Here is a 20,762-nt window from a genome sequence, read left to right on the forward strand (position 1 = left end):
TGCAGCGAGGCCGCCCCGATCGGGACGGCCTCGCGCGGCGTTCAGTGACGCGTGCGGATCACTCCAGGTAGTCGCGCAGCTGCTGCGAGCGCGAGGGGTGGCGCAGCTTCGCCATCGTCTTCGACTCGATCTGGCGGATGCGCTCGCGCGTGACCCCGAAGGTGTCGCCGATCTGGTCGAGGGTCTTCGGCATGCCGTCGCCGAGGCCGAAGCGCATGCGGATCACGCCCGCCTCGCGCTCGGAGAGCGAGTCGAGCAGCGACTCGAGCTGACGCTGCAGCATCGTGAAGCCGACCGCGTCGGCGGGCACGACCGCCTCGGTGTCCTCGATCAGGTCGCCGAACTCGCTGTCGCCGTCCTCGCCGAGCGGGGTGTGCAGCGAGATGGGCTCGCGGCCGTACTTCTGCACCTCGATGACCTTCTCGGGGGTCATGTCGAGCTCGCGCGCCAGCTCCTCGGGACTCGGCTCGCGGCCGAGGTCCTGCAGCATCTGGCGCTGCACGCGGGCGAGCTTGTTGATGACCTCGACCATGTGCACGGGGATGCGGATCGTGCGCGCCTGGTCGGCCATGGCGCGGGTGATCGCCTGACGGATCCACCAGGTGGCGTAGGTCGAGAACTTGAAGCCCTTGGTGTAGTCGAACTTCTCGACCGCACGGATCAGGCCCAGGTTGCCCTCCTGGATGAGATCCAGGAACTGCATGCCGCGGCCGGTGTAGCGCTTCGCGAGCGAGACGACCAGGCGCAGGTTGGCGCCCAGCAGGTGGCTCTTGGCGCGCTGCCCGTCGCGGGCGATGCGGGTGAGGTCGCGCTTGAGCTGCCACTCGAGCTCGTCGCCCTCCACCGAGAGCTTCTCCTCGGCGAACAGGCCGGCCTCGATGCGCATGGCGAGGTCGACCTCCTGCTCGGCGTTCAGCAGCGCGACCTTGCCGATCTGCTTGAGGTAGTCCTTGACCGGGTCGGCCGTGGCGCCGGTGATCTGCGTCGGAGCGGGCTCGTCGTCGTCGCCCGAGAGGCGCAGCGCGCCGGTCGGGAGCTTCTCGACGTGGACCTTCTCCTCGTCCTCCTCGGGCTCTGCCTCGCCGGTGGGCTCGACGGTCTCAGGCTCCTCCACCGCGGCGGCCTTTCGGCGCGTGGTCGGGCGCTTCGCAGCGGCCTTCTTGGCGGCCGGCGCCTTCGCGGCCTCGGCCGCAGCCTTCGCGGCTGCGCTCGTGCCGGCCGGCGCTGCCTTCGCAGCGGCGGTCTTCTTGGCAGCGGTGGTCTTGGCGGCTGCCGTCGTCTTCGCTGCCGCCGTCTTCGCGGCGGCGGTCTTCGCTGCCGTCGCCTTCGCGGCCGTCGTCTTGGCGGCGGTGGTCTTCGCGGCGGCCGTCTTCGCAGGCGCCTTCGCCGCGGTGGCCTTCGCTGCAGGCGTCGCCTTGGTCGCGGCCGCCTTCGTCGTCGCGGCAGCGGACTTCGTCGCCGCCGGCTTCTTCACAGGCGCCTTCTTCGCAGGCGCCTTCTCGGCCGACGTCGCCGCGGGCTCAGCCTCGGCGGCGGCCTTGGCGGTGCTGCGACTCGACGTCGTGGTGGTTCCCTTGGCTGGCATGCGTCCTCCGGTCGGTCTCGGGCGCCCCGACCCAGTGCGGTCGGACTGAGGGCAGTCGAATGACCCAAGTCAAGTCCCGCGGCTGGCGCCGGATTCGACTGGGTCGGTCTTGACAGTATAGCGCCGCGTATGGCATAGGCATTCCCAGCCAGCGCGATTCGCCGCCTCAGCGCTTCCTGCCGCGCATCCACTGGGCGATCGCGGCCCAGATCGGGCCGACCTCGATGCCCTCCTCGCGCAGCCTCGAGCGGGTGATGCGACGCATCCGCACCACCATCGCGAAGCCGAGCGCCAGCAGCACCAGCTGCGACGAGAGAGCGATGCGGAAGCCCTCCCAGTCGTAGAGGTCGACCTGCTCGCCCGCGGAGGTGCGGATCGAGTGGACGATGTCGAGCAGGATGCCGATGGCGGGCATGATCGCGAACGAGGCCAGGAACCCACCGATGTTGACGATGCCGTTGGCAGAGCCCAGGATGCGCAGCGGGTTGAAGGTGCGCGCGAAGTCGAAGCCGACCGTCGAGCCCGGCCCGGCGATGCCGAGCACGATCACGAGGGTCAGCACCAGCCAGGCCGGCGGATGCCCTGGCCACAGCAGCACGGTGACCCACGTCGCCATCACGAGCGCGACGATGCACAGCACCAGCGTCGAGCGGCGCAGCGGGAACCGGGCGGTGGCGATCCCCACGATGGGACCGACAACCATGCCGGTGACCACCACGACCGACATCAGCCCGGCGGCTGCGGTGGTCGAGTAGCCGAGGCCGTCGACCAGCATCGGGAAGCCCCACAGCAGCATGAACACGTTCGTGGATGCCAGCAGCGAGAAGTGCGTCCAGAAGCCCAGCCGCGTGCCCGGCTGACGGAAGGCGGACTTCAGCCGCGGCCACCAGCCCTCCGGCACGTCGATCGAGCCGGTCGCCGGAGCACCGCCGGGGGGCGCGTCGAACACCAGCAGCAGCACCAGCACGAAGGCGACGACGCCGAGGATGGCCAGGGTGCCGAACGAGAGCGTCCAGCCGATCTGCTGCAGCAGCCAGACGAACGGCACGGCCGATGCCAGCTGACCGAACTGCCCGCCGACGGCGGTCCACTGCGACATCTGCGCGACGATCGGGCCGCGGAACCAGCCTGATTGCAGGCGGATCACCGAGATGAAGGTCGCCGCGTCTCCGATGCCGATGAGGATGCGGCCGACCACCGCGAAGGGCAATTCCTCGGCGAGTGCGACGAGCACCTGGCCACCCGCCATCGTGATGGCGCCGGAGGCGATGAGCACGCGCGGGCCGTACCGGTCGAGCAGCACGCCGACCGGCACCTGCATGGCGGCGTAGACGCCGATCTGCACGGCACCGAGCGTGGCCAGCAGCGTCGCCTGCACCTCGAAGCGCTCGGCGGCATCGGGCCCGGCGACCCCGAGCGAGGAGCGGTGCAGGATGGCGATGATGTAGGCGAGAGCACCGGCGCCCCAGACGAGCCAGGAGCGGGGGCTGTTCATCCGATCGGATCCGAGCCCGGCCGCCGCTGCTGCCGCAGGTAGCGCTCGAGCTCGTCCGCGATCTCGTCTGCGCTGGGCAGGGTGCCGTCCTCGTCCGTGAGCGGCGAGCGCACGGACGACTGCGCCATGAAGGCGTCGTAGCGGGCCTCGAGCGTGCGCACGATCCGCTGCAGCTCCTCGTTCGTCTCCATCTGCTGCGCGACGAGCTGCTGGAACTCGCGATCGGCCTGCCGCAGCTCCTCAGTGCGGAACGCCAGGGAGGTGGCGCTCGTGACGCCCTCGAGCGCGGCGAGCGCCGGCCCGGCCGAGCCGGACTCGCCGACGTAGTGGGGCACCAGCACCGTGAAGGTGGTGACGGGGGCGATCTCGTGCAGCCGGTGCTCGATGCGGTGGATGACCGATGCCGGCACGGACGAGACCGGCCGCCAGGCCGAGTACTGCTCGATCAGCTCGGAGCGGTTGCCGGAGACGGTCGAGACGAGCGGCCGCGTGTGCGGCACCGGCATGCCGATGGACGTGATGATCGTCGTGGTCGCCACCGCGAGCTGCTCGTGCAGCTCGAGCAGCGCATCCGTGAACCGCTCCCACATCCAGTCGGGCTCGGGTCCCGTGAGCAGCAGGAAGGGCTTGCCGGCATCGTCCTCGACCTGCAGCAGCGTCAGCGAGTGCGGCAGGTACTCGTCGATCCGGTCCTCGTTGAAGAGGATGCGCGGGCGACGGGATCGGTGATCGATCAGCAGATCGGTGTCGAACTCGACGATGCCGCGGTACGGCAGCGTGTCCAGGATCGCCGCCGCGGCCGCCTCTGCAGCGGCACCTGCATCCACGAAGCCGTGGATCGCGATCACGAGATCGAGACCTCGCGGCACGGACTCGAGGTCCTCGAGGGGAAGCGTCAGCTCGTGGGGATCGAACACCCACCCAGCCTACTGAGCCGCCGGACGCCGGTATCCTCGTGACCTATGCCCATCCCCGCACTCTCCATCATCGCCAGCCACGACGACGCGACCGCCGAGCTGATCGTGCACGGCGTGCTCGCCGGCGAGACGCCCTCGGCCCCCGGCTTCGACCCCGAGCTGCTGACCGCGCTCGGCATCACCGGCAAGCGCGAGCAGGTCACCCGCGCCGTCGTCGACGGCAAGAGGATCGCCTTCGTCGGCCTCGGCGACACGGTCACCGCCGACCGGCTGCGCGAGGTCGCCGGCGCCGCCGTCCGCTCGCTGCGCGACGTCCCCTCGCTCGCGATCTCGCTGCCCGTGACGACCGGCGCCGAGGTGCAGGCCGTGCTCGAGGGAGCAGCCATGGGGGCCTACCGCTACGAGCACCGCCGCCGCGCCGAGGGCGATCCGGTCGTGTGCGAGATCGCGGTGGTGGCCGGCGAGGCAGACGTCTCCCCCTACACCGTGCAGAGCGCGGGCATCGCCGCGCAGGCGGTCTGGACCACCCGCGACCTCTCCAACACCCCGCCCAACCTGCTCAGCCCCGTCGACTTCGCCGACCGGGTCGTCGCGGAGGCCGCCACGACCGGGCTCAGCGTGGTCGTGCGCGACGAGGACCGACTGCGCCGCGAGGGCTTCGGCGGCATCGTCGGCGTCGGGCAGGGCTCGAGCCGCCCGCCGCGCCTGGTCACGGTCGAGCACACGCCCGAGAACGCCACCCGCCACGTCGTGCTGGTCGGCAAGGGCATCACGTTCGACTCGGGCGGCCTGTCGCTGAAGCCGGCCGCATCGATGCAGCACATGAAGTACGACATGAGCGGCGCCGCGACCGTCTACGCCGTCACCGTCGCCGCCGCTGCGCTGCAGCTGCCCATCCGCATCACGGCGCATCTGTGCCTGGCAGAGAACCTGGTCTCCTCCACCTCGACGCGCCCGGACGACGTCATCACGATGCGGGGCGGCAAGACCGTCGAGGTGACGAACACGGACGCGGAGGGCCGGCTGGTGATGGCCGACGGTCTCGTGCTCGCCAGCGAGGCGCAGCCCGACGCGATCATCGACGTCGCCACGCTCACCGGCGCGCAGATGGTCGCGCTCGGCAACCGGGTCAGCGGCGTGATGGGCAACGACGAGGCCTTCGTCGACACGGTCCTGCGCGCATCGCGCGAGGTCGGCGAGCAGCTGTGGCCGATGCCCATCCCCGAGGAGATGATCGGGATGCTGGACTCCGACGTCGCGGATCTCATGAATGCGAAGGTCGGCAACCGCGCGGGCGGCATGCTGCTGGCCGCGGCGTTCCTGAACGAGTTCGTGGGCGAGCGGGACGGCGCGCCCATCCCGTGGGCCCACATCGACATCGCGGGGCCCTCCACCAACACGGGCTCGCCGTTCGGCTACACCCCCTCGGGCTCGACCGGTGTCGCGGTGCGCGGGCTGCTGCGCACGCTGTCGAAGATGTCCCGATCGACCGAGTGACCCCATTGCGCTCAGCCCGTCCGACTAGGCTGGGCTTGGCAGGAACTGCTGTGCACCGCTGCGCCCACCGGCGCGGCAACGAAGACTCATAAGGAGCAAGTGCGTGTCCGATCAGAGCTTTGACATCGTCGTCCTGGGTGGAGGCAGCGCGGGCTACGCCGTGGCGCTGCGCGCCGTGCAGCTCGGCAAGACCGTCGCCATCGTCGAGAAGGACAAGCTCGGTGGCACCTGCCTGCACCGCGGCTGCGTGCCCACGAAGGCGATGCTGCACTCGGCCGAGGTCGCTGACGAGGTGCGCGCCGCGGGGCACGCCGGCGTCGACGCCGAGCTCAAGGGCATCGACATCGCGGGCGTCTCGTCGTTCCGCGACAACATCGTCGCGAAGAAGTTCAAGGGCATCCAGGGCCTGATCAAGGCCAAGGGCATCGAGATGTTCGCCGGCGAGGGCAAGCTCACCTCTGCCACCACCGTGCAGGTGGGCGCGCAGACGCTCACGGGCAAGAACGTCGTGCTCGCGACGGGCTCGTACGCGAAGTCGCTGCCCGGGCTCGAGATCACCGGCAACGTCATCACGAGCGAGCAGGCGCTCCAGCTCGACTGGATCCCCAAGCGCGTCGCGATCCTCGGCGGCGGCGTCATCGGCGTCGAGTTCGCGAGCGTCTGGCGCGCCTTCGGCGCTGAGGTCACGATCATCGAGGGCCTGCCGCACCTGGTCGCCAACGAGGAGGAGTCGGTCTCGAAGCAGTTCGAGCGCGCCTACAAGAAGCGCGGCATCGACTTCAAGCTCGGCGCACGGTTCTCGGGCGTCACGCAGGACGACTCCGGCGTGCATGTCTCGCTCGAGACCGGTGACACCATCGACGCCGACCTGCTGCTGGTCGCGGTCGGCCGCGGCCCGGTCACCGCGAACCTCGGCTACGAGGAGGCGGGCATCGAGATGGATCGCGGCTTCGTCACCGTGAACGATCGCCTCGAGACCAGCGTCAAGGGCGTCTACGCCGTCGGCGACATCGTCCCCGGCCTGCAGCTCGCGCACCGCGGCTACCAGCAGGGCATCTTCGTCGCCGAGGAGATCGGCGGACTGAACCCGCGCATGGTCGAGGACATCAACATCCCCAAGGTCACCTACTCCGACCCCGAGGTCGCATCCGTCGGCTACAGCGAGGCCAAGGCCAAGGAGAAGTTCGGCGACGACAAGGTCGAGAGCTACGAGTACTCGCTCGGCGGCAACGCGAAGAGCGAGATCGTCGGCACGACCGGCTCGGTCAAGGCCGTGCGGCTCAAGGACGGCCCGGTCGTGGGCGTGCACATGATCGGTCGCCGTGTCAGCGAGCTCGTCGGCGAAGCCCAGCTGATCGTCAACTGGGAGGCCTACCCGGAGGACGTCTCGCAGCTGCTCCACGCGCACCCGACGCAGCACGAGGCCCTCGGCGAGACCATGCTGAAGCTCGCCGGCACCCCCCTGCACGCCATCTGATCACCGCCACAGGAGACAACCCATGACTGACATCAAGCTCCCCGAGCTCGGCGAGAGCGTCACCGAGGGCACGATCACCCGCTGGCTGAAGGCCGTGGGCGACGAGATCGCCGTCGATGAGCCCATCGTCGAGATCTCCACCGACAAGGTCGACACCGAGGTCCCCTCGCCGATCGCCGGCACCATCACCGAGCTGCTCGTCGGCGAGGACGACACCGTCGAGGTCGGCGCCGTGATCGCCCGCGTGGGCGATGCAGGCGACGCGCCCGCTGCCGACGACGCGCCCGCGCAGGAGGACGCTGCCGCCGAGCAGGCGCCCGCGAACGCCGAGCCGGCCGAGGACGAGTCGGCTTCCGAGACGGCGACCGACGGCACCGACAGCGAGCCCGACCAGGAGGCCGACGAGGAGTCTGCCGCCGAGGCGCAGGACTCGCCGTCGAAGGAGGAGGAGACCGCGTCGCAGGAGGAGCAGGCTGCCCCGCAAGCCGATGCCGCACCCGCCGCCGGTGGCGACGGTCAGGACATCACGCTCCCCGAGCTCGGCGAGAGCGTCACCGAGGGCACGATCACCCGCTGGCTGAAGGCCGTCGGCGACGAGATCGCGGTCGATGAGCCCATCGTCGAGATCTCGACCGACAAGGTCGACACCGAGGTTCCCTCGCCGATCGCCGGCACGCTCTCGGAGATCCTCGCGCAGGAGGATGACACCGTCGAGGTCGGCGCCGTCATCGCCCGCGTCGGCGGCGCTCCGGCCGCAGAGCCCGCACCGGCCGCGGACGAGTCCAAGACCGACGCGGCCCCTGCCGACTCGGAGGGCTCCGCCGAGGCGCAGGACGCGACTCCTGCCGAGCAGCCTGCGCCCGCCGCGCCTTCGACCGAGCAGCCGGCTCCGGCGAAGGACCCAGAGCCCGCTGCGGAGGAGCCGAAGGCTGAAGAGCCCAAGGCAGAAGCACCCAAGGCCCAGGCACCCAAGGCCGAGGCACCCAAGGCCGAGGCTCCGAAGGCTGCCGAGTCGGCCGCATCCGCTCCCCCGGCCGCGCCCGCTCCGACGGCACCTGCCGCCGGCTCGGCGTCGGCGTACGTCACACCGATCGTGCGCAAGCTCGCGAACGAGCGCGGCGTTGACCTCGGCACGCTGACCGGCACGGGGGTCGGCGGACGCATCCGCAAGGAGGACGTGCTCTCGGCCGCCGAGGCCGCACCGGCTGCTGCTGCCGGCGGCGCTGCGCCGAGCGCTGCCCCGACTGAGGTCGAGGTCTCGGAGCTCCGCGGCACCACCGCACCGATGTCGCGCCTGCGCAAGGTCGTCGCCAAGCGCGCGGTCGAGTCGATGCAGACGCTCGCCCAGCTCACGACCGTCGTCGAGGTGGACGTGACGAAGGTCGCGCAGCTGCGCGAGTCGAGCAAGGCCTCCTTCCAGGAGGAGACCGGCAACAAGCTGACCTTCCTGCCGTTCTTCACGCAGGCCGCTGTGCAGGCGCTGAAGTCGCACCCGCTCATCAACGCCACGGACGACGGCGAGACGATCACCTACCCCGAGACCGAGAACCTCGCGATGGCGGTGGACACCGAGCGCGGCCTGCTGACCCCGGTCATCCGCGACGCGAGCGCGAAGAGCATCAAGGAGCTCACCGCCTCGATCGCCGACCTCGCCCAGCGCACGCGCGACAACCAGCTCAAGCCCGACGAGCTGGCCGGCGGCACATTCACGCTGACCAACACCGGTTCGCGCGGCGCGCTGTTCGACACGCCCGTGGTCTTCCAGCCGCAGCGCGCCATCCTCGGCGTCGGCACGGTCGTGAAGCGCCCGGTCGTCGTGCAGGTCGATGGTCAGGACTCGATCGCCATCCGCTCGATGGTGTTCCTCGCCCTCTCCTACGACCACCGCATCATCGACGGCGCCGACGCGGCCCGCTACCTCGGTCAGGTCAAGGCCCGGCTCGAGTCGGGACAGTTCGAGGTCTAGTCCGACCAGGCGTCGCGCAGCGTCCAGCCGGCCTCGGTGCTCATCACGAGCACCGAGGCCGGTTCGCGTTCGGACACGACCCGCAGCAGCCAGGCGTCGCCCAGCCGCTGCACCAGTTCCAGGGTGCCGTCATCAGGCATCCGCCACGGGTCCGCCACCGTCAGCTGGGGGCTACCGGGATCGTGCAGCGCGACGAGGCACGCCGCATCGCCCGCGTCGAGGCAGGCCTCCCGCTCGGCCAGCAGCGCGGCCGCGCCCGCCACCGGGTCGCCCTCCGAGGTCGGCGCCGCGGTATCGGCCGGCGCGGGATCCGCGGGTGCGGCGGCCGTCGGCGACGTCTCCGTGGGCGCAGTGCTCGTGCTTGCGGCGTCAGTGGGCGCAGCGCTCGCCGGCGCAGCGGCCGACGCAGCGTCGGTGCGTGCGGCATCGGCGTCCATCGCACCGGCATCCGCAGCGCCCGCTTGGGACAGCAGCACCGCCATGACGGTCAGGGCGGCAGCTCCACCGCCGGCGACCGCCCAGAACCTCGGCCGCACGAGCGAGAGCGCGGCCATCGCGCGCTGCACCAGCGGTCCGCCGCGCTCGGCGAGCAGCTCCGTCAGCAGCGCGAGCCGAGCCCAGACGGCGTCGACGCCGACCGCCCGGTCGCGGCGACGCATCCGCACCCGCGCATCGGACGGCGGCGACGCCGCGGCGTCGAGCTCGAGCGGCAGCGCCGGCCAGGCCGTCAGCAGCGCATCGCCCGCCGCTGCCAGCTGCCGCTGCCCGAGGGCGGCCTCCACCGCATCCGGCAGCGCTGCGCCGGCCGTCTCCAGCACCGCCAGCGCGAGCTGCCGCCAGCCGGCGACATCGGCCGCCACGCCCTCGCTCGACTCGCGCCACGCATCCGTCGCCCGCTCGGTCTCGATGCACGCGCCCTCGGCCATCAGCAGCGGAGCGCCGTCCGGGTCGAGCCGGATGTCGCTCGCGCTGCACCCGCCGGCGATCGCGCCGCAGGCGTGCAGCGCGCCGAGTGCGGTCGCGATCGGCGCGAGCGCCGTCACCGCCTCGCCCGGTGACGGCGACTGCCGCTGCACCAGCCAGTCGGCCAGGTTCCGCTGCAGCAGCGGCCGCACCAGCACCGTGCCCGCGTCGACCGCGACGTCGAGGATCGGGACCAGATGAGGATGGTCGAGCGCCAGCAGTGCCTCCGCCTCGCGGGCGAGCGCTGCCTCACCGCCTGCCAGGCTGCGGTGCACCTCGACGCCCGCACCGGACGCATCCGCCGCCACCCAGACCTCGCGCTCGGCGTCCCTGCGCAGCGCCCGCACCAGCGGGTGGGCCGCGATCGTCACTGCATGCTCCTCCACGAGCGCGACCATGCCAGCCTGGGGCGCAGTGCGGTGGGCGCGATGGGCCGGACTGTGGAGAGCGGAGCACGATCACCCCGGTATCCTGATGGCATGGCACGCGACACCGAGAAGGAGCCCGGCAGGCTCAAGACGATGTGGTCCATCTTCAAGATGACCCGAGAGCACGACAAGCGGGCGCTGCCGCTGATGCTGCTGGCCTTCTTCGGCCCCATCATCATCGTCACGGTGCTGGCGATCGTCTTCCGCCAGGACGTGCTCTTCCTGATCCTGTGGATCGTCTCCGGCGTGCTCATCGGCCTGATGCTGATGATGATGACGCTCACCTGGCGCGCCGAGAAGATCGCCTTCGCCCAGATCGAAGGTCGCCCGGGCGCGGTCGGCTCGGTGCTCAAGAGCGGCCTGCGCGGCAACTGGACCACGAGCGAGATGCCGGTGGCCGTGAACCCGAAGACGCAGGACGCGGTCTACCGGGCGGTCGGCAAGCCCGGTGTCGTGCTGATCGCCGAGGGCCCGCAGCAGCGCGTCGCGCGCATCCTCGGCGAGGAGCAGCGCAAGGTGAAGCGCATCGTGCCGAACGTGCCCATCCACGTGATCGAGATCGGGCCCGACTCGCCGCTCGAGCTGCGCAAGCTCACCAAGACCATGCGGCGCCTGAAGAAGACGCTCGCCCGCGCAGAGGTGATGGCGGTCGCCAACCGCCTCACCTCGCTCGGCCAGTCGAGCCTGCCCATCCCGAAGGGCATCGATCCCCGCCGTGTTCGGCCCGGGCGCCCGCGCTGATGTAACACCGCCGAAACATCGGCGTCACCGACGGGCAACGGCTCCCGCGTAGCGTCGAGGTCACGGCAACCGCCGACCGCCAACCCGCACGCCCAAGTCAAGGAGCACCATGTTCAAGGATTCCTCCGAGGTCCTCGCCTACATCAAGGACGAGGAGGTGGCTTTCCTCGACATCCGCTTCACCGACCTGCCGGGTGTGCAGCAGCACTTCAACATCCCCGCGTCGACCGTCGACGAGGAGTTCTTCAGCGTCGGTCAGCTCTTCGACGGCTCGTCGATCCGCGGCTTCGCGAACATCCACGAGTCGGACATGCAGCTCATCCCCGACGTCACGACCGCCTACATCGACCCGTTCCGCGACGCGAAGACGCTCGTGATGATCTTCGACATCTACAACCCGCGCACGGGCGAGATCTACCACCGCGACCCGCGCCAGGTGGCGCACAAGGCCGAGCAGTACCTGACCTCGACCGGCATCGCCGACACCGCGTTCTTCGCGCCCGAGGCCGAGTTCTACATCTTCGACGACATCCGCTACGAGGTGAAGCCCGAGGGCTCCTTCTACGCCATCGACTCCGAGGAGGCGGCCTGGAACTCCGGCCGCGTCGAGGAGGGCGGCAACCTGGGCAACAAGACCCCCTTCAAGGGCGGCTACTTCCCGGTCTCCCCCGTCGACAAGCAGGCCGACCTGCGCGACGACATCGTGCTGAAGCTCGAGGCGATCGGCCTGCAGGTCGAGCGCAGCCACCACGAGGTGGGCACCGCCGGCCAGGCCGAGATCAACTACCGCTTCAACACCATGGTGAAGTCGGCGGATGAGATCCTGGCGTTCAAGTACATCGTCAAGAACACGGCGGAGCAGTGGGGCCAGACGGCCACCTTCATGCCCAAGCCGCTGTTCGGCGACAACGGCTCCGGCATGCACACCCACCAGTCGCTGTGGTTGGACGGCAAGCCGCTCTTCTTCGACGAGAACGGCTACGGCAACCTCTCCGACACGGCTCGCTGGTACATCGGCGGACTGCTCGCCCACGGCCCGGCAGTGCTGGCGTTCACGAACCCTTCGATCAACTCCTACCGACGCCTCGTCAAGGGCTACGAAGCGCCCGTCAACCTGGCCTACTCGGCTGGCAACCGCTCCGCTGCCGTGCGCATCCCGATCACGGGCTCCAACCCGAAGGCCAAGCGCATCGAGTTCCGCGTGCCGGATGCCGCGTCGAACCCGTACCTCGCTTTCGCCGCGCAGATGATGGCGGGCCTCGACGGCATCAAGAACCGCATCGAGCCGCTCGACCCGATCGACAAGGACCTGTACGAGCTGCCGCCCGAGGAGGCAAAGAACATCCCGCAGGTGCCGGGCACGCTCGAGGAGGCGCTCGTCGCGCTCGAGAAGGACCACGAGTTCCTGCTCGCGGGCAACGTGTTCACCAAGGACCTCATCGACACCTGGATCGCCTACAAGCGCGAGCACGAGATCCTGCCGATGGCGCTGCGGCCGCACCCGTACGAATTCGAGCTCTACTACGGCGTCTGACGCGCACCCTCAGCGGGGCCGGCATCCTTCGGGGCGTCGGCCCCGCTGTCGTGCCTACGGGCTCAACGGCTATGCCGCACCGATGTGCAGATATTCGACACGTGCGTGCGGCACGGCCGTTGAATCTCAGTCGTCGTAGAAGCGGTGATCGAAGACGCGGCGCGCCCGGCGGGTGACCGCGAGGTACCGCTCCTCCAGGGCGGCGGCGGAGCCGGCAGGCATGCCCAGCAGCCGGGCGACGGCCTCGAGCTCGCCGCGGTCCTCCGGCAGCAGATCGATCGAGCGGGCTCGCGCGAGCGCGAGAGCATTGCGGATGCGCGTAGCCAGCACCCAGGCATCGCGCAGCACCTGCGCATCGGGTTCGGAGATGAGATCGGCTCGGGCCGCCGCAGCGAGCGCCTCCAGCGTCGACGTGGTGCGCAGGCTCGCCTCGTGCCCCGCGTGGCGCAGCTGCAGCAGCTGCACGAGCCACTCGACGTCGCTGAGCGCCCCGTCGCCGAGCTTCAGGTGGCGGCGCCGATCGGCAGCCTGCGGCAGCCGCTCGGCTTCCACGCGCGCCTTGATGCGGCGCACCTCCCGCACCGATGAGGCCGGGAACTCTGCCGGGTACCGGAGCTCGTCGATGATCGCCATCAACTCATCCGCGAGGCCCGCATCACCGGCGAACGGCCGCGCGCGCAGCAGCGCCTGCGCCTCCCAGGGCTCCGACCAGCGGTCGTAGTACGCGCGGTAGCTGTCCACCGTGCGCACCAGCGGCCCCTGGCGCCCCTCGGGTCGCAGTCCAGCATCCAGCTCGAACGGCAGCGTCGGATCGTTGAGCGTCTCCTGCACCTTGCGCACCACGGTGGTCGCGGCTGCGACCGGGTCGTCGCCGCCGCGCGCGACGTGCATGACGTCGATGTCGCTGCCGAAGCCGATCTCGCGGCCACCGGTGCGGCCCATGGTGATGATGGCGAGCTCGAGCCCCTCAGGGCGGTGGAGCGTGACGGCGGCGTCGACGAGCGCCGCGGCGATCGCGGTGAGCGCAGCGCCGACCCCCGTCTCGTCGATGCGCTGCAGGGCACTGGCTATGGCCACCCGCAGATGCTCGCGGCGGCGCAGGCCGCGCAGCGCCCGCTGCAGCGCCTCGGGGTCTCCCTTGTGCCGGGTGAGCACGGCCGCGGCCTCCCCGCGCATCGCCTCCTCCGATCGCGGCCGCAGCTGCTCGTCGCCGTCGAGCCAGGAGGCCGACTCGGGGATGCGCTCCATGAGCGAGCCGATCAGCCGCGACGACGAGAGCAGATTCGTGAGCCTGCGCGCCGCCACAGGCGAGTCGCGCAGCATGCGCAGGAACCAGGGGCTCTCACCCAGGGCCTCGCTGAGCCGCCGGAACGCCAGCAGCCCCATGTCTGGCACCGCGCCCTCGGCGAACCAGCCCAGCAGCACCGGCAGCAGCAGCCGCTGGATCTGCGCGCGACGGGAGTGGCCGGCCGTGAGCTCGGCGATGTGGCCGAGCGCGCCCTTCGGATCGACGTAGCCCGATGCCTGCAGGCGTCGCTGCGCAGCCTCGGGCGTCAGCTGCACGTCGTCGCGGTCGAGCGAGGCGACCGCGCCGAGCAGCGGGCGGTAGAAGATGCGCTCGTGCAGGCTGCGCACCGCCCGCCGAACGGCCTGCCACTGCGCCACCAGCTCCTCGGCGCTGTCGATGCGGGCAGTGCGGGCGAGCCTGCGCAGCTCGTCGTCGTCCACGGGCATCAGGTGGGTGCGGCGCATGCGCCAAAACTGAATGCGGTGCTCGAGCACGCGCAGGAAGCGGTAGTGGTCGCTGAACTCGTCGCGATCGGTTCGGCCCACGATCCCCCTGACTGCAAGCGCGTCGAGCGCCTCGAGCGTGCCGCGCTGCCGCAGCGAGGGATCGTCGGCGCCGTGCACGAGCTGCAGCAGCTGGACCGTGAACTCGATGTCGCGCAGACCCCCGGGGCCGAGCTTCAGCTGCCGGCCCACCTCGTCTGCCGGGATGTGCTCCGTGACCCGCTCGCGCATCCGCTGCACCGAGTCGACGAAGCCGTCGCGGCTGGAGGACTCCCACACCAGCGAGCGCACGGCCGCGTCGTACGCGGCGCCCAGCTCGGCATCGCCGGCGATCGGTCGCGCCTTCAGCAGCGCCTGGAACTCCCACGACTTCGCCCAGCGCTCGTAGTAGGCGACGTGGGATGCGAGGGTGCGGGTGAGCGCGCCGTCCTTGCCCTCCGGGCGCAGGTTGGCGTCGACCTCCCACAGCGGCGGTGCGGCCTGGTACTGCTCGCAGGCCGCGGTGGTCTCGCGCGCGAGCAGCGTGGCGATCTGCGTCACCCTGCTCTCGTCGAGCTCGTCGTCGCCCTCAGCACCGGCTGCCACGCCGTGCACCCAGATGACGTCGACGTCGCTCAGGTAGTTGAGCTCGCGGGCGCCGGTCTTGCCCATGCCGATCACGGCCAGCTGCACGCGATCGGCCACGGTGCCGAAGCGCTCGCGCGCGACGGCGCGGGCGATGGCGATGCCCGCCTCGAGCGCGGCCGAGGCGAGATCGGCCAGCGCCGCCGAGACGGTGTCGACGCGCTCCTTCGGGTCGTCGAGCGCAAGGTCCCACGCGACCAGCTCCGCCAGATGCCTGCGGTAGCGGCCGCGCATCGCGGCGACCGCCTCCGCGTGGGGCAGCGTCGCCGCGAGCGGCTCCCGCCCCTGCTGCTGCGCGCCCACCGCCTCCAGCAGGCTCGCGCGATAGGCGGCCGCGCCCTCCGACTCCTGCGGGCGCATGACGACGTCGAGATCCTCCGGGTGCCGCTCCAGGTGCTCGGCGATGCCCTGCGACCCCCCGAGCACCCGCAGCAGCGACGTCCGCGCTGCGTCGTCACCCAGCGCATCCGTCAGATCGACCTGTGTCGACTCCCCATGGGCCCGCACCAGTCGCACGAGCATCTGCAGCGCAGTGTCGGGATCAGCCGTGCGGGCGCACTCGTCGACCAGGCCCCGCAGCGCCTCAGGCAGCTCCTGCCGGCAGGCCTCGGCCGCGCCGGGCTCGCGATACCCCAGGCGCGCCAGGCGCGTCCGCGGCGAGGGGATGCGCATGCGTCAGAGCGAGAGCAGGTTCGACTCGAGCTCGACCCTGGTGACCTGGTTGCGGTAGTTGCGCCAGTCCTCGCGCTTGTTGCGCAGGAAGAACGAGAAGACCTTCTCGCCCAGCGTCTCGGCGACGAGCTCCGACTCCTCCATCGCGGTCAGCGCCGCGTCGAGGCTGGTCGGCAGTGGCGTGTAGCCGAGCGCGCGGCGCTCCTTGTCGGAGAGCTGCCAGATGTCCTCCACCGCCTCGTCGGGCAGCTCGTAGCCCTCCTCGATGCCCTTGAGCCCGGCGGCCATCAGCACCGAGAACGCCAGGTAGGGGTTCGCCGCCGAGTCGAGCCCGCGGTACTCGACACGGGCCGACTGCGCCTTGTTCGGCTTCGACAGCGGCACGCGCACGAGCGCCGAGCGATTGTTGTGGCCCCAGCTGACGAAGCTGGGCGCCTCATCGCCGGCCCACAGTCGCTTGTACGAGTTGACGAACTGGTTCGTGACGGCGGTGAACTCAGGCGCGTGGTGCAGCAGCCCGGCGACGAACTGGCGCCCCATCTTCGAGAGCTGGTACTTGCCGCTCGGGTCGTGGAAGGCGTTGCGCTCGCCCTCGAACAGCGACATGTGGGTGTGCATCCCGCTTCCGGGCTGCCCTTCGAAGGGCTTCGGCATGAAGGTGGCGAAGACGCCCTCGGAGATGGCGACCTCCTTCACGATCGTGCGGAAGGTCATGATGTTGTCGGCGGTCGAGAGCGCGTCGGCGTAGCGCAGGTCGATCTCGTTCTGGCCGGGGCCGGCCTCGTGGTGGCTGAACTCGACCGAGATGCCGATGTCTTCGAGCATGCGCACGGATGCGCGGCGGAAGTCGTGCGCGGTGCCGCCGGGCACGTTGTCGAAGTAGCCGGCGCGGTCGACCGGCTCAGGGTGCCGCACATCGGCCGACTTCAGCAGGTAGAACTCGCACTCGGGGTGGGTGTAGAAGCTGAAGCCGCGATCGGCGGCCTTCGCGAGCGTGCGCTTGAGCACGTTGCGGGGGTCGGCTGCCGCGGGCTCCCCGTCGGGCGTGTAGATGTCGCAGAACATGCGCGCCGTGGGGTCGGTCTCGCCGCGCCACGGCAGCACCTGGAAGGTCGAGGGGTCGGCCTTGGCGATCACATCCGCCTCCGACGAGCGCGAGAGGCCCTCGATCGACGAGCCGTCGATGCCCATGCCCTCGCTGAAGGCGCCCTCGACCTCAGCCGGTGCGATCGCGACGGACTTGAGCGAGCCCAGCACATCCGTGAACCAGAGCCGCACGAACTTGACGCCGCGCTCCTCGATCGTGCGAAGCACGAAGTCCTGCTGCTTGTCCATCCCGGCCCCTCTCTCGCCTTCCCACAGGCTAGTGGTCGCGCCGCACGCAACGAGGCGCGCAGCCGTCCGCCGCGCGGCGCGGGTTAGGCTCGGTGGCATGGCATTCAGCGACAGCGCTCAGACCGCGCCCGGCGAGCCCCAGGAGGCCGCCGCGCCCTATGGCGGCGGGAGCGCGCCCCAGAAGCGCGTGCGCATCCGGCACTTCCAGAAGGCGAAGCAGGACGGCCTGAAGATCGTCGGGCTGACGAGCTACGACTTCCTCTCCGCGCAGGTGTTCGACAGCGCGGGCATCGACTTCCTGCTGGTGGGCGACTCGGCCGGCAACACCGTCTTCGGCTATGACACCACCCTGCCGGTGACGGTCGACGAGCTCATCCCGCTCACTCGCGCGGTCGCGCGGGCCGCGAAGCGCGCGCTCGTGGTCGCCGACATGCCCTTCGGCTCCTACGAGGTCAACGCCCGCGAGGCGCTGCACACCGCGATCCGCTTCATGAAGGAGACCGGTGCACACGCAGTGAAGATGGAGGGCGGCGAGCGCACGGCGGAGCAGATCCGCCGCGTCGTCGAGGCCGGCATCCCCGTCATGGGCCACGTCGGCTACACGCCCCAGTCCGAGCACGGCCTCGGCGGCCACGTCATCCAGGGCCGCGGCGAGGCGGGTGCCGAGCAGCTGCTGCGCGACGCGCGCGCGGTCGAGGAGGCCGGCGCGTTCGCGGTGGTGCTCGAGATGGTGCCCTCCGAGTCGGCCAAGCTCGTCACCGAGGCGCTCTCTATCCCGACGCTCTCGGTCGGCGCCGGTCCGCACTGCGACGGCCAGCTGCTGGTGTGGAGCGACTGGGCCGGCATGACCAGCGGCCGCATCCCCAAGTTCGTCAAGCAGTACGCGCAGCTCGCGCGGACGCTCGAGGCGGCCGCCGTCGCCTTCCGCGAGGATGTCGCCAGTGGCGCCTACCCGGCGCCAGAGCACGAGTACGAGTAGCCGGGGGCTGAGCACCGTGCGCATCGCGCTGCTGCTGCGGGGCGTGAACGTCGGCGGCGTCACGGTGCGCTCTGCCGACCTGCGCGCACTCCTCGCCGATGCGGGCATGGGTGAGGTGGCCACCGTGCTGGCCAGCGGCAACGCCGTGGTCACGGCGACGGATGCGTCGGCCGCGGCCGAGGTCGCCGAGGCCGCGCTGGCAGCGCGGTACGGCAGGCGCATCCGGGTGCTGGGAATCGCGATCGACGTGCTCGCCGATGTCGTCGCCGACTACCCCCACGCCGAGGACGACGAGCACACGCCCTACGTGGTGTTCGAGCTCGAGCCAGGGGTCGCCGTCGAGCTCGCGCAGCTCGAGCCCGGCGCCGGCGAGTCGATCGCGGCGGGCAAGCGCGGCGGCACCGGCGTCGTGCACTGGTCGAACCCGAAGGGCACGACGCTCACCAGCCCGTTCGCGAGGGCGCTCGAGCGCACCGCGAACGACCGCGTCACGACGCGCAACCTGCGCACGCTGCGGAAGGTGCTCGCCGCGGCGTGATCCGGCATGCTCAGCGGCCGCGCTCACCGGCCGGCGGTTCGAGTGCTGGCCACAGCACAACCGATTCGGTGATCGACAGCACGAGCCAGTCGTCATCGCTCGATCCCGCGACCAGCCGCACAACGAGGTCGACGAAATCCTGCGCCGCGCTCGTCATCTCGCGAGCGATGTCATCAATCGTCCTTGCCCCAGTCCTCCTCAGCGGCATCCTCCGCCGCCCAGGCGCGGGAGCGCTCCTTGATGATCTCGGGCGCGCGGGCGGCCTCATCGCGCGTCGCGAAGGGCCCGGCCCGGTCGTACCCGGGCGAGACCATGCCCTCCTCGACGACACCGGTCTCGAGGTTGTACCAGTACTCGGCAGCGTTCATGAGGCCACAGTGTAGGCCGAGCGGATGCGCAGCGCCCGACAACGTGCTCGGCGCTGCCGCCGCGGCTCGGCCGCTGCCTCGCTCCTAGGATGGAGGACATGCCCAAGGACGCCTCAGGTCACCTTCTCCCGGGCCGCATCGGCCCGCTGCGCCGGGTCGACCCATCCATCACCAGGCCCGAGTACGTCGGCAAGGCGGGCCCCGCGAAGCACACCGGCGGCGACGTGTACGACGACGAGGCGATCGAGCGCATCCGTGCCGCCGGCACCATCGCGGCCGACGCGATCGCCGCCGTCGGCGCTGCCGTACGGCCCGGCATCACCACCGACGAGCTCGACGCCATCGGGCACGACTTCGTCACCAGCCACGGCGCCTACCCCTCGACGCTCGGCTACCGCGGCTTCCCCAAGTCGGTCTGCTCGAGCGTCAACGAGGTCATCTGCCACGGCATCCCCGACGACACCGTGCTCGCGGAGGGCGACATCGTCAACATCGACATCACCGCCTACAAGGACGGCGTGCACGGTGACTCGAACCGCACGTTCATCGCCGGGCAGGCGAGCGACGAGGTGACGCAGCTGGTGGCGCGCACCGAGGAGTCGCTGCGGCGCGCGATCAAGGCGGCACTGCCGGGCAGGCGCGTCAACGTGATCGGCCGCACGATCGAGATGTACGCGAAGCGGTTCGGCTACGGCGTCGTGCGCGACTTCACCGGGCACGGCGTGGGCACCTCGTTCCACTCGGGCCTGATCATCCCCCACTACGACACCGACCGCTACGACGCCGAGATCGTGCCGGGCATGGTGTTCACGATCGAGCCGATGCTGACGCTCGGCACGCACGAGTGGGAGATGTGGGCGGATGACTGGACGGTCGTGACGAAGGATCGCTCGATCACCGCGCAGTTCGAGCACACGATCGTGGTGCGTGAGGGCGGCGCCGAGATCCTCACGCTGCCCTCGACCTGACGGCCCGCGCCTCGTCCGGAACCGATTCCGTGGCAGGATCGACGCCGTGAGCAAGTCGAAGAACCAGGCGGTCGGCGTCGACATCGGCGGAACCGGCGTCAAGGCGGCGCTCGTCGACGTCAAGCGCGGCGAGCTGCTGAGCGATCGCGTGAAGGTGCCGACGCCCGAGGGAGGCGAGCCGGACGCGATCCGAGACGCGGTGGTCGCGCTCGTCGACCGGCTCGGCGTCGCCGACGACACCCCGATCGGGGTGACCTTCCCGGCGATCGTGCACCACGGCCGCACCATGAGCGCCGCCAACGTGTCGAAGGCGTGGATCGGCCTCGAGGCCGAGCATCTCTTCGAGCAGGCGCTCGGTCGCGACATCCACTTCGCGAACGACGCGGATGCCGCGGGCTTCGCCGAGGACCACTACGGCGCCGCGAAGGATGCGTCGGGGCTCGTCATCATGACGACGCTCGGCACGGGCATCGGCGGCGCGCTGATCTACAACGGCGTGCTCATCCCCAACGCCGAGCTCGGCCACCTCGAGATCGACGGCCACAACGCCGAGTCGCAGGCCGCCAACAGCGCGCGCGAGCGCGAGAGCCTGAGCTGGGAGGCGTGGGCGGCGCGGCTGCAGCGCTACTACAGCCACCTCGAGTTCATCTTCTCGCCCGACCTCTTCGTGGTCGGCGGCGGCGTCTCGAAGTCGTCGGAGCTGTTCCTGCCGCTGCTCGACCTCAAGACGCCTATCGTGCCGGCGATGCTGCGCAACAACGCGGGCATCATCGGCGCCGCTGCGCTCGCGCGCGGCGTCTGACCCGCCCGCGGGCCCGGGCTGAGCACGCGCGGCTCGCTGCACCAACCGTTCTTGGTTTATCTGTGATTGCTTGTGCTTCTCT

The 20,762-nt window shown here is 70.7% G+C and carries 17 protein-coding genes; 9 read left to right on the forward strand and 8 right to left on the reverse strand.

What is annotated here, in order from left to right; genetic code table 11:
* Window positions 1-58: 58 nt before the first annotated feature.
* The 3 genes from BM288_RS13815 to BM288_RS13825 all read right to left on the reverse strand — a co-directional run bounded on the left by BM288_RS13815 (window position 59) and on the right by BM288_RS13825 (window position 3,997).
* Entirely contained in the window at window positions 59-1,585 is a 1,527-nt protein-coding gene (locus BM288_RS13815) for an RNA polymerase sigma factor (RefSeq protein WP_092919715.1), read from the reverse strand.
* A 166-nt stretch (window positions 1,586-1,751) separates the two neighbouring features.
* On the reverse strand, window positions 1,752-3,080 hold the full coding sequence (locus BM288_RS13820; protein WP_092919717.1) for an MFS transporter: 1,329 nt from the start codon (window positions 3,078-3,080) through the stop codon (window positions 1,752-1,754).
* Entirely contained in the window at window positions 3,077-3,997 is a 921-nt protein-coding gene (locus BM288_RS13825; protein WP_092919719.1) for a PAC2 family protein, read from the reverse strand. Before BM288_RS13825 ends, BM288_RS13820 begins: the two co-directional genes overlap by 4 nt.
* 45 nt (window positions 3,998-4,042) lie before the next feature.
* Here BM288_RS13825 and BM288_RS13830 point away from each other — a divergent pair, with 45 nt between their 5' ends.
* The 3 genes from BM288_RS13830 (at window position 4,043) to sucB (ending at window position 8,937) form a co-directional block, all read left to right on the forward strand.
* A complete protein-coding gene (locus BM288_RS13830; RefSeq protein ID WP_092919721.1) occupies window positions 4,043-5,494 on the forward strand; it encodes a leucyl aminopeptidase in 1,452 nt (483 codons plus the stop codon).
* 103 nt (window positions 5,495-5,597) lie between these two features.
* Window positions 5,598-6,971, forward strand: a complete 1,374-nt coding sequence (lpdA, locus tag BM288_RS13835; protein ID WP_092919723.1) for a dihydrolipoyl dehydrogenase — start codon at window positions 5,598-5,600, stop codon at window positions 6,969-6,971.
* 22 nt (window positions 6,972-6,993) lie between these two features.
* Entirely contained in the window at window positions 6,994-8,937 is a 1,944-nt protein-coding gene (gene sucB, locus BM288_RS13840) for a 2-oxoglutarate dehydrogenase, E2 component, dihydrolipoamide succinyltransferase (RefSeq protein WP_092919725.1), read from the forward strand.
* On the opposite strand, the gene BM288_RS13845 is transcribed toward sucB, so the two are convergent.
* Window positions 8,934-10,271, reverse strand: a complete 1,338-nt coding sequence (locus BM288_RS13845) for a protein kinase family protein (protein ID WP_143103116.1) — start codon at window positions 10,269-10,271, stop codon at window positions 8,934-8,936. The two genes, sucB and BM288_RS13845, sit on opposite strands and share 4 nt — an antisense overlap.
* 108 nt (window positions 10,272-10,379) lie before the next feature.
* On the opposite strand from BM288_RS13845, the gene BM288_RS13850 reads away from it, so the two are divergent.
* Both BM288_RS13850 and glnA read left to right on the forward strand, forming a co-directional pair.
* Window positions 10,380-11,069: a DUF4191 domain-containing protein gene (locus tag BM288_RS13850; RefSeq protein ID WP_092919729.1), complete on the forward strand. Its 690-nt coding sequence runs from the start codon at window positions 10,380-10,382 to the stop codon at window positions 11,067-11,069.
* Window positions 11,070-11,178: 109 nt separating this feature from the next.
* On the forward strand, window positions 11,179-12,603 hold the full coding sequence (gene glnA / locus BM288_RS13855) for a type I glutamate--ammonia ligase (RefSeq protein ID WP_092919731.1): 1,425 nt from the start codon (window positions 11,179-11,181) through the stop codon (window positions 12,601-12,603).
* Window positions 12,604-12,729: 126 nt separating this feature from the next.
* Here the strand turns inward: glnA and BM288_RS13860 are convergent, their stop codons facing one another.
* Both BM288_RS13860 and BM288_RS13865 read right to left on the reverse strand, forming a co-directional pair.
* Complete coding sequence (locus tag BM288_RS13860) at window positions 12,730-15,690, reverse strand: bifunctional [glutamine synthetase] adenylyltransferase/[glutamine synthetase]-adenylyl-L-tyrosine phosphorylase (RefSeq protein ID WP_092919733.1); 2,961 nt, start codon at window positions 15,688-15,690, stop codon at window positions 12,730-12,732.
* Window positions 15,691-15,693: 3 nt separating this feature from the next.
* Window positions 15,694-17,025, reverse strand: coding sequence for a glutamine synthetase family protein (locus BM288_RS13865; RefSeq protein ID WP_092919735.1), 1,332 nt, complete (start codon window positions 17,023-17,025; stop codon window positions 15,694-15,696).
* A gap of 97 nt (window positions 17,026-17,122) precedes the next feature.
* On the opposite strand from BM288_RS13865, the gene panB reads away from it, so the two are divergent.
* Window positions 17,123-18,004 carry a 3-methyl-2-oxobutanoate hydroxymethyltransferase gene (panB, locus tag BM288_RS13870; RefSeq protein ID WP_092919737.1) on the forward strand — a complete coding sequence of 294 codons (882 nt, stop codon included), beginning with the start codon at window positions 17,123-17,125 and terminating at the stop codon, window positions 18,002-18,004.
* A 16-nt stretch (window positions 18,005-18,020) separates the two neighbouring features.
* On the forward strand, window positions 18,021-18,542 hold the full coding sequence (locus BM288_RS13875; protein WP_177220396.1) for a DUF1697 domain-containing protein: 522 nt from the start codon (window positions 18,021-18,023) through the stop codon (window positions 18,540-18,542).
* A gap of 10 nt (window positions 18,543-18,552) precedes the next feature.
* On the opposite strand, the gene BM288_RS14520 is transcribed toward BM288_RS13875, so the two are convergent.
* Both BM288_RS14520 and BM288_RS13880 read right to left on the reverse strand, forming a co-directional pair.
* Window positions 18,553-18,699, reverse strand: a complete 147-nt coding sequence (locus BM288_RS14520) for a hypothetical protein (RefSeq protein ID WP_177220397.1) — start codon at window positions 18,697-18,699, stop codon at window positions 18,553-18,555.
* Between the two features lie 16 nt (window positions 18,700-18,715).
* Window positions 18,716-18,910, reverse strand: a complete 195-nt coding sequence (locus tag BM288_RS13880) for a hypothetical protein (RefSeq protein WP_092919741.1) — start codon at window positions 18,908-18,910, stop codon at window positions 18,716-18,718.
* A 98-nt stretch (window positions 18,911-19,008) separates the two neighbouring features.
* On the opposite strand from BM288_RS13880, the gene map reads away from it, so the two are divergent.
* A complete protein-coding gene (map, locus tag BM288_RS13885) occupies window positions 19,009-19,878 on the forward strand; it encodes a type I methionyl aminopeptidase (RefSeq protein ID WP_092919743.1) in 870 nt (289 codons plus the stop codon).
* Between the two features lie 46 nt (window positions 19,879-19,924).
* Window positions 19,925-20,680, forward strand: coding sequence for a polyphosphate--glucose phosphotransferase (ppgK, locus tag BM288_RS13890; RefSeq protein ID WP_092919745.1), 756 nt, complete (start codon window positions 19,925-19,927; stop codon window positions 20,678-20,680).
* The last annotated feature ends 82 nt before the right edge of the window (window positions 20,681-20,762 follow it).

The sequence above is a fragment of the Agrococcus baldri genome (assembly GCA_900114805.1).
GTDB classification, from domain to species: domain Bacteria; phylum Actinomycetota; class Actinomycetes; order Actinomycetales; family Microbacteriaceae; genus Agrococcus; species Agrococcus baldri.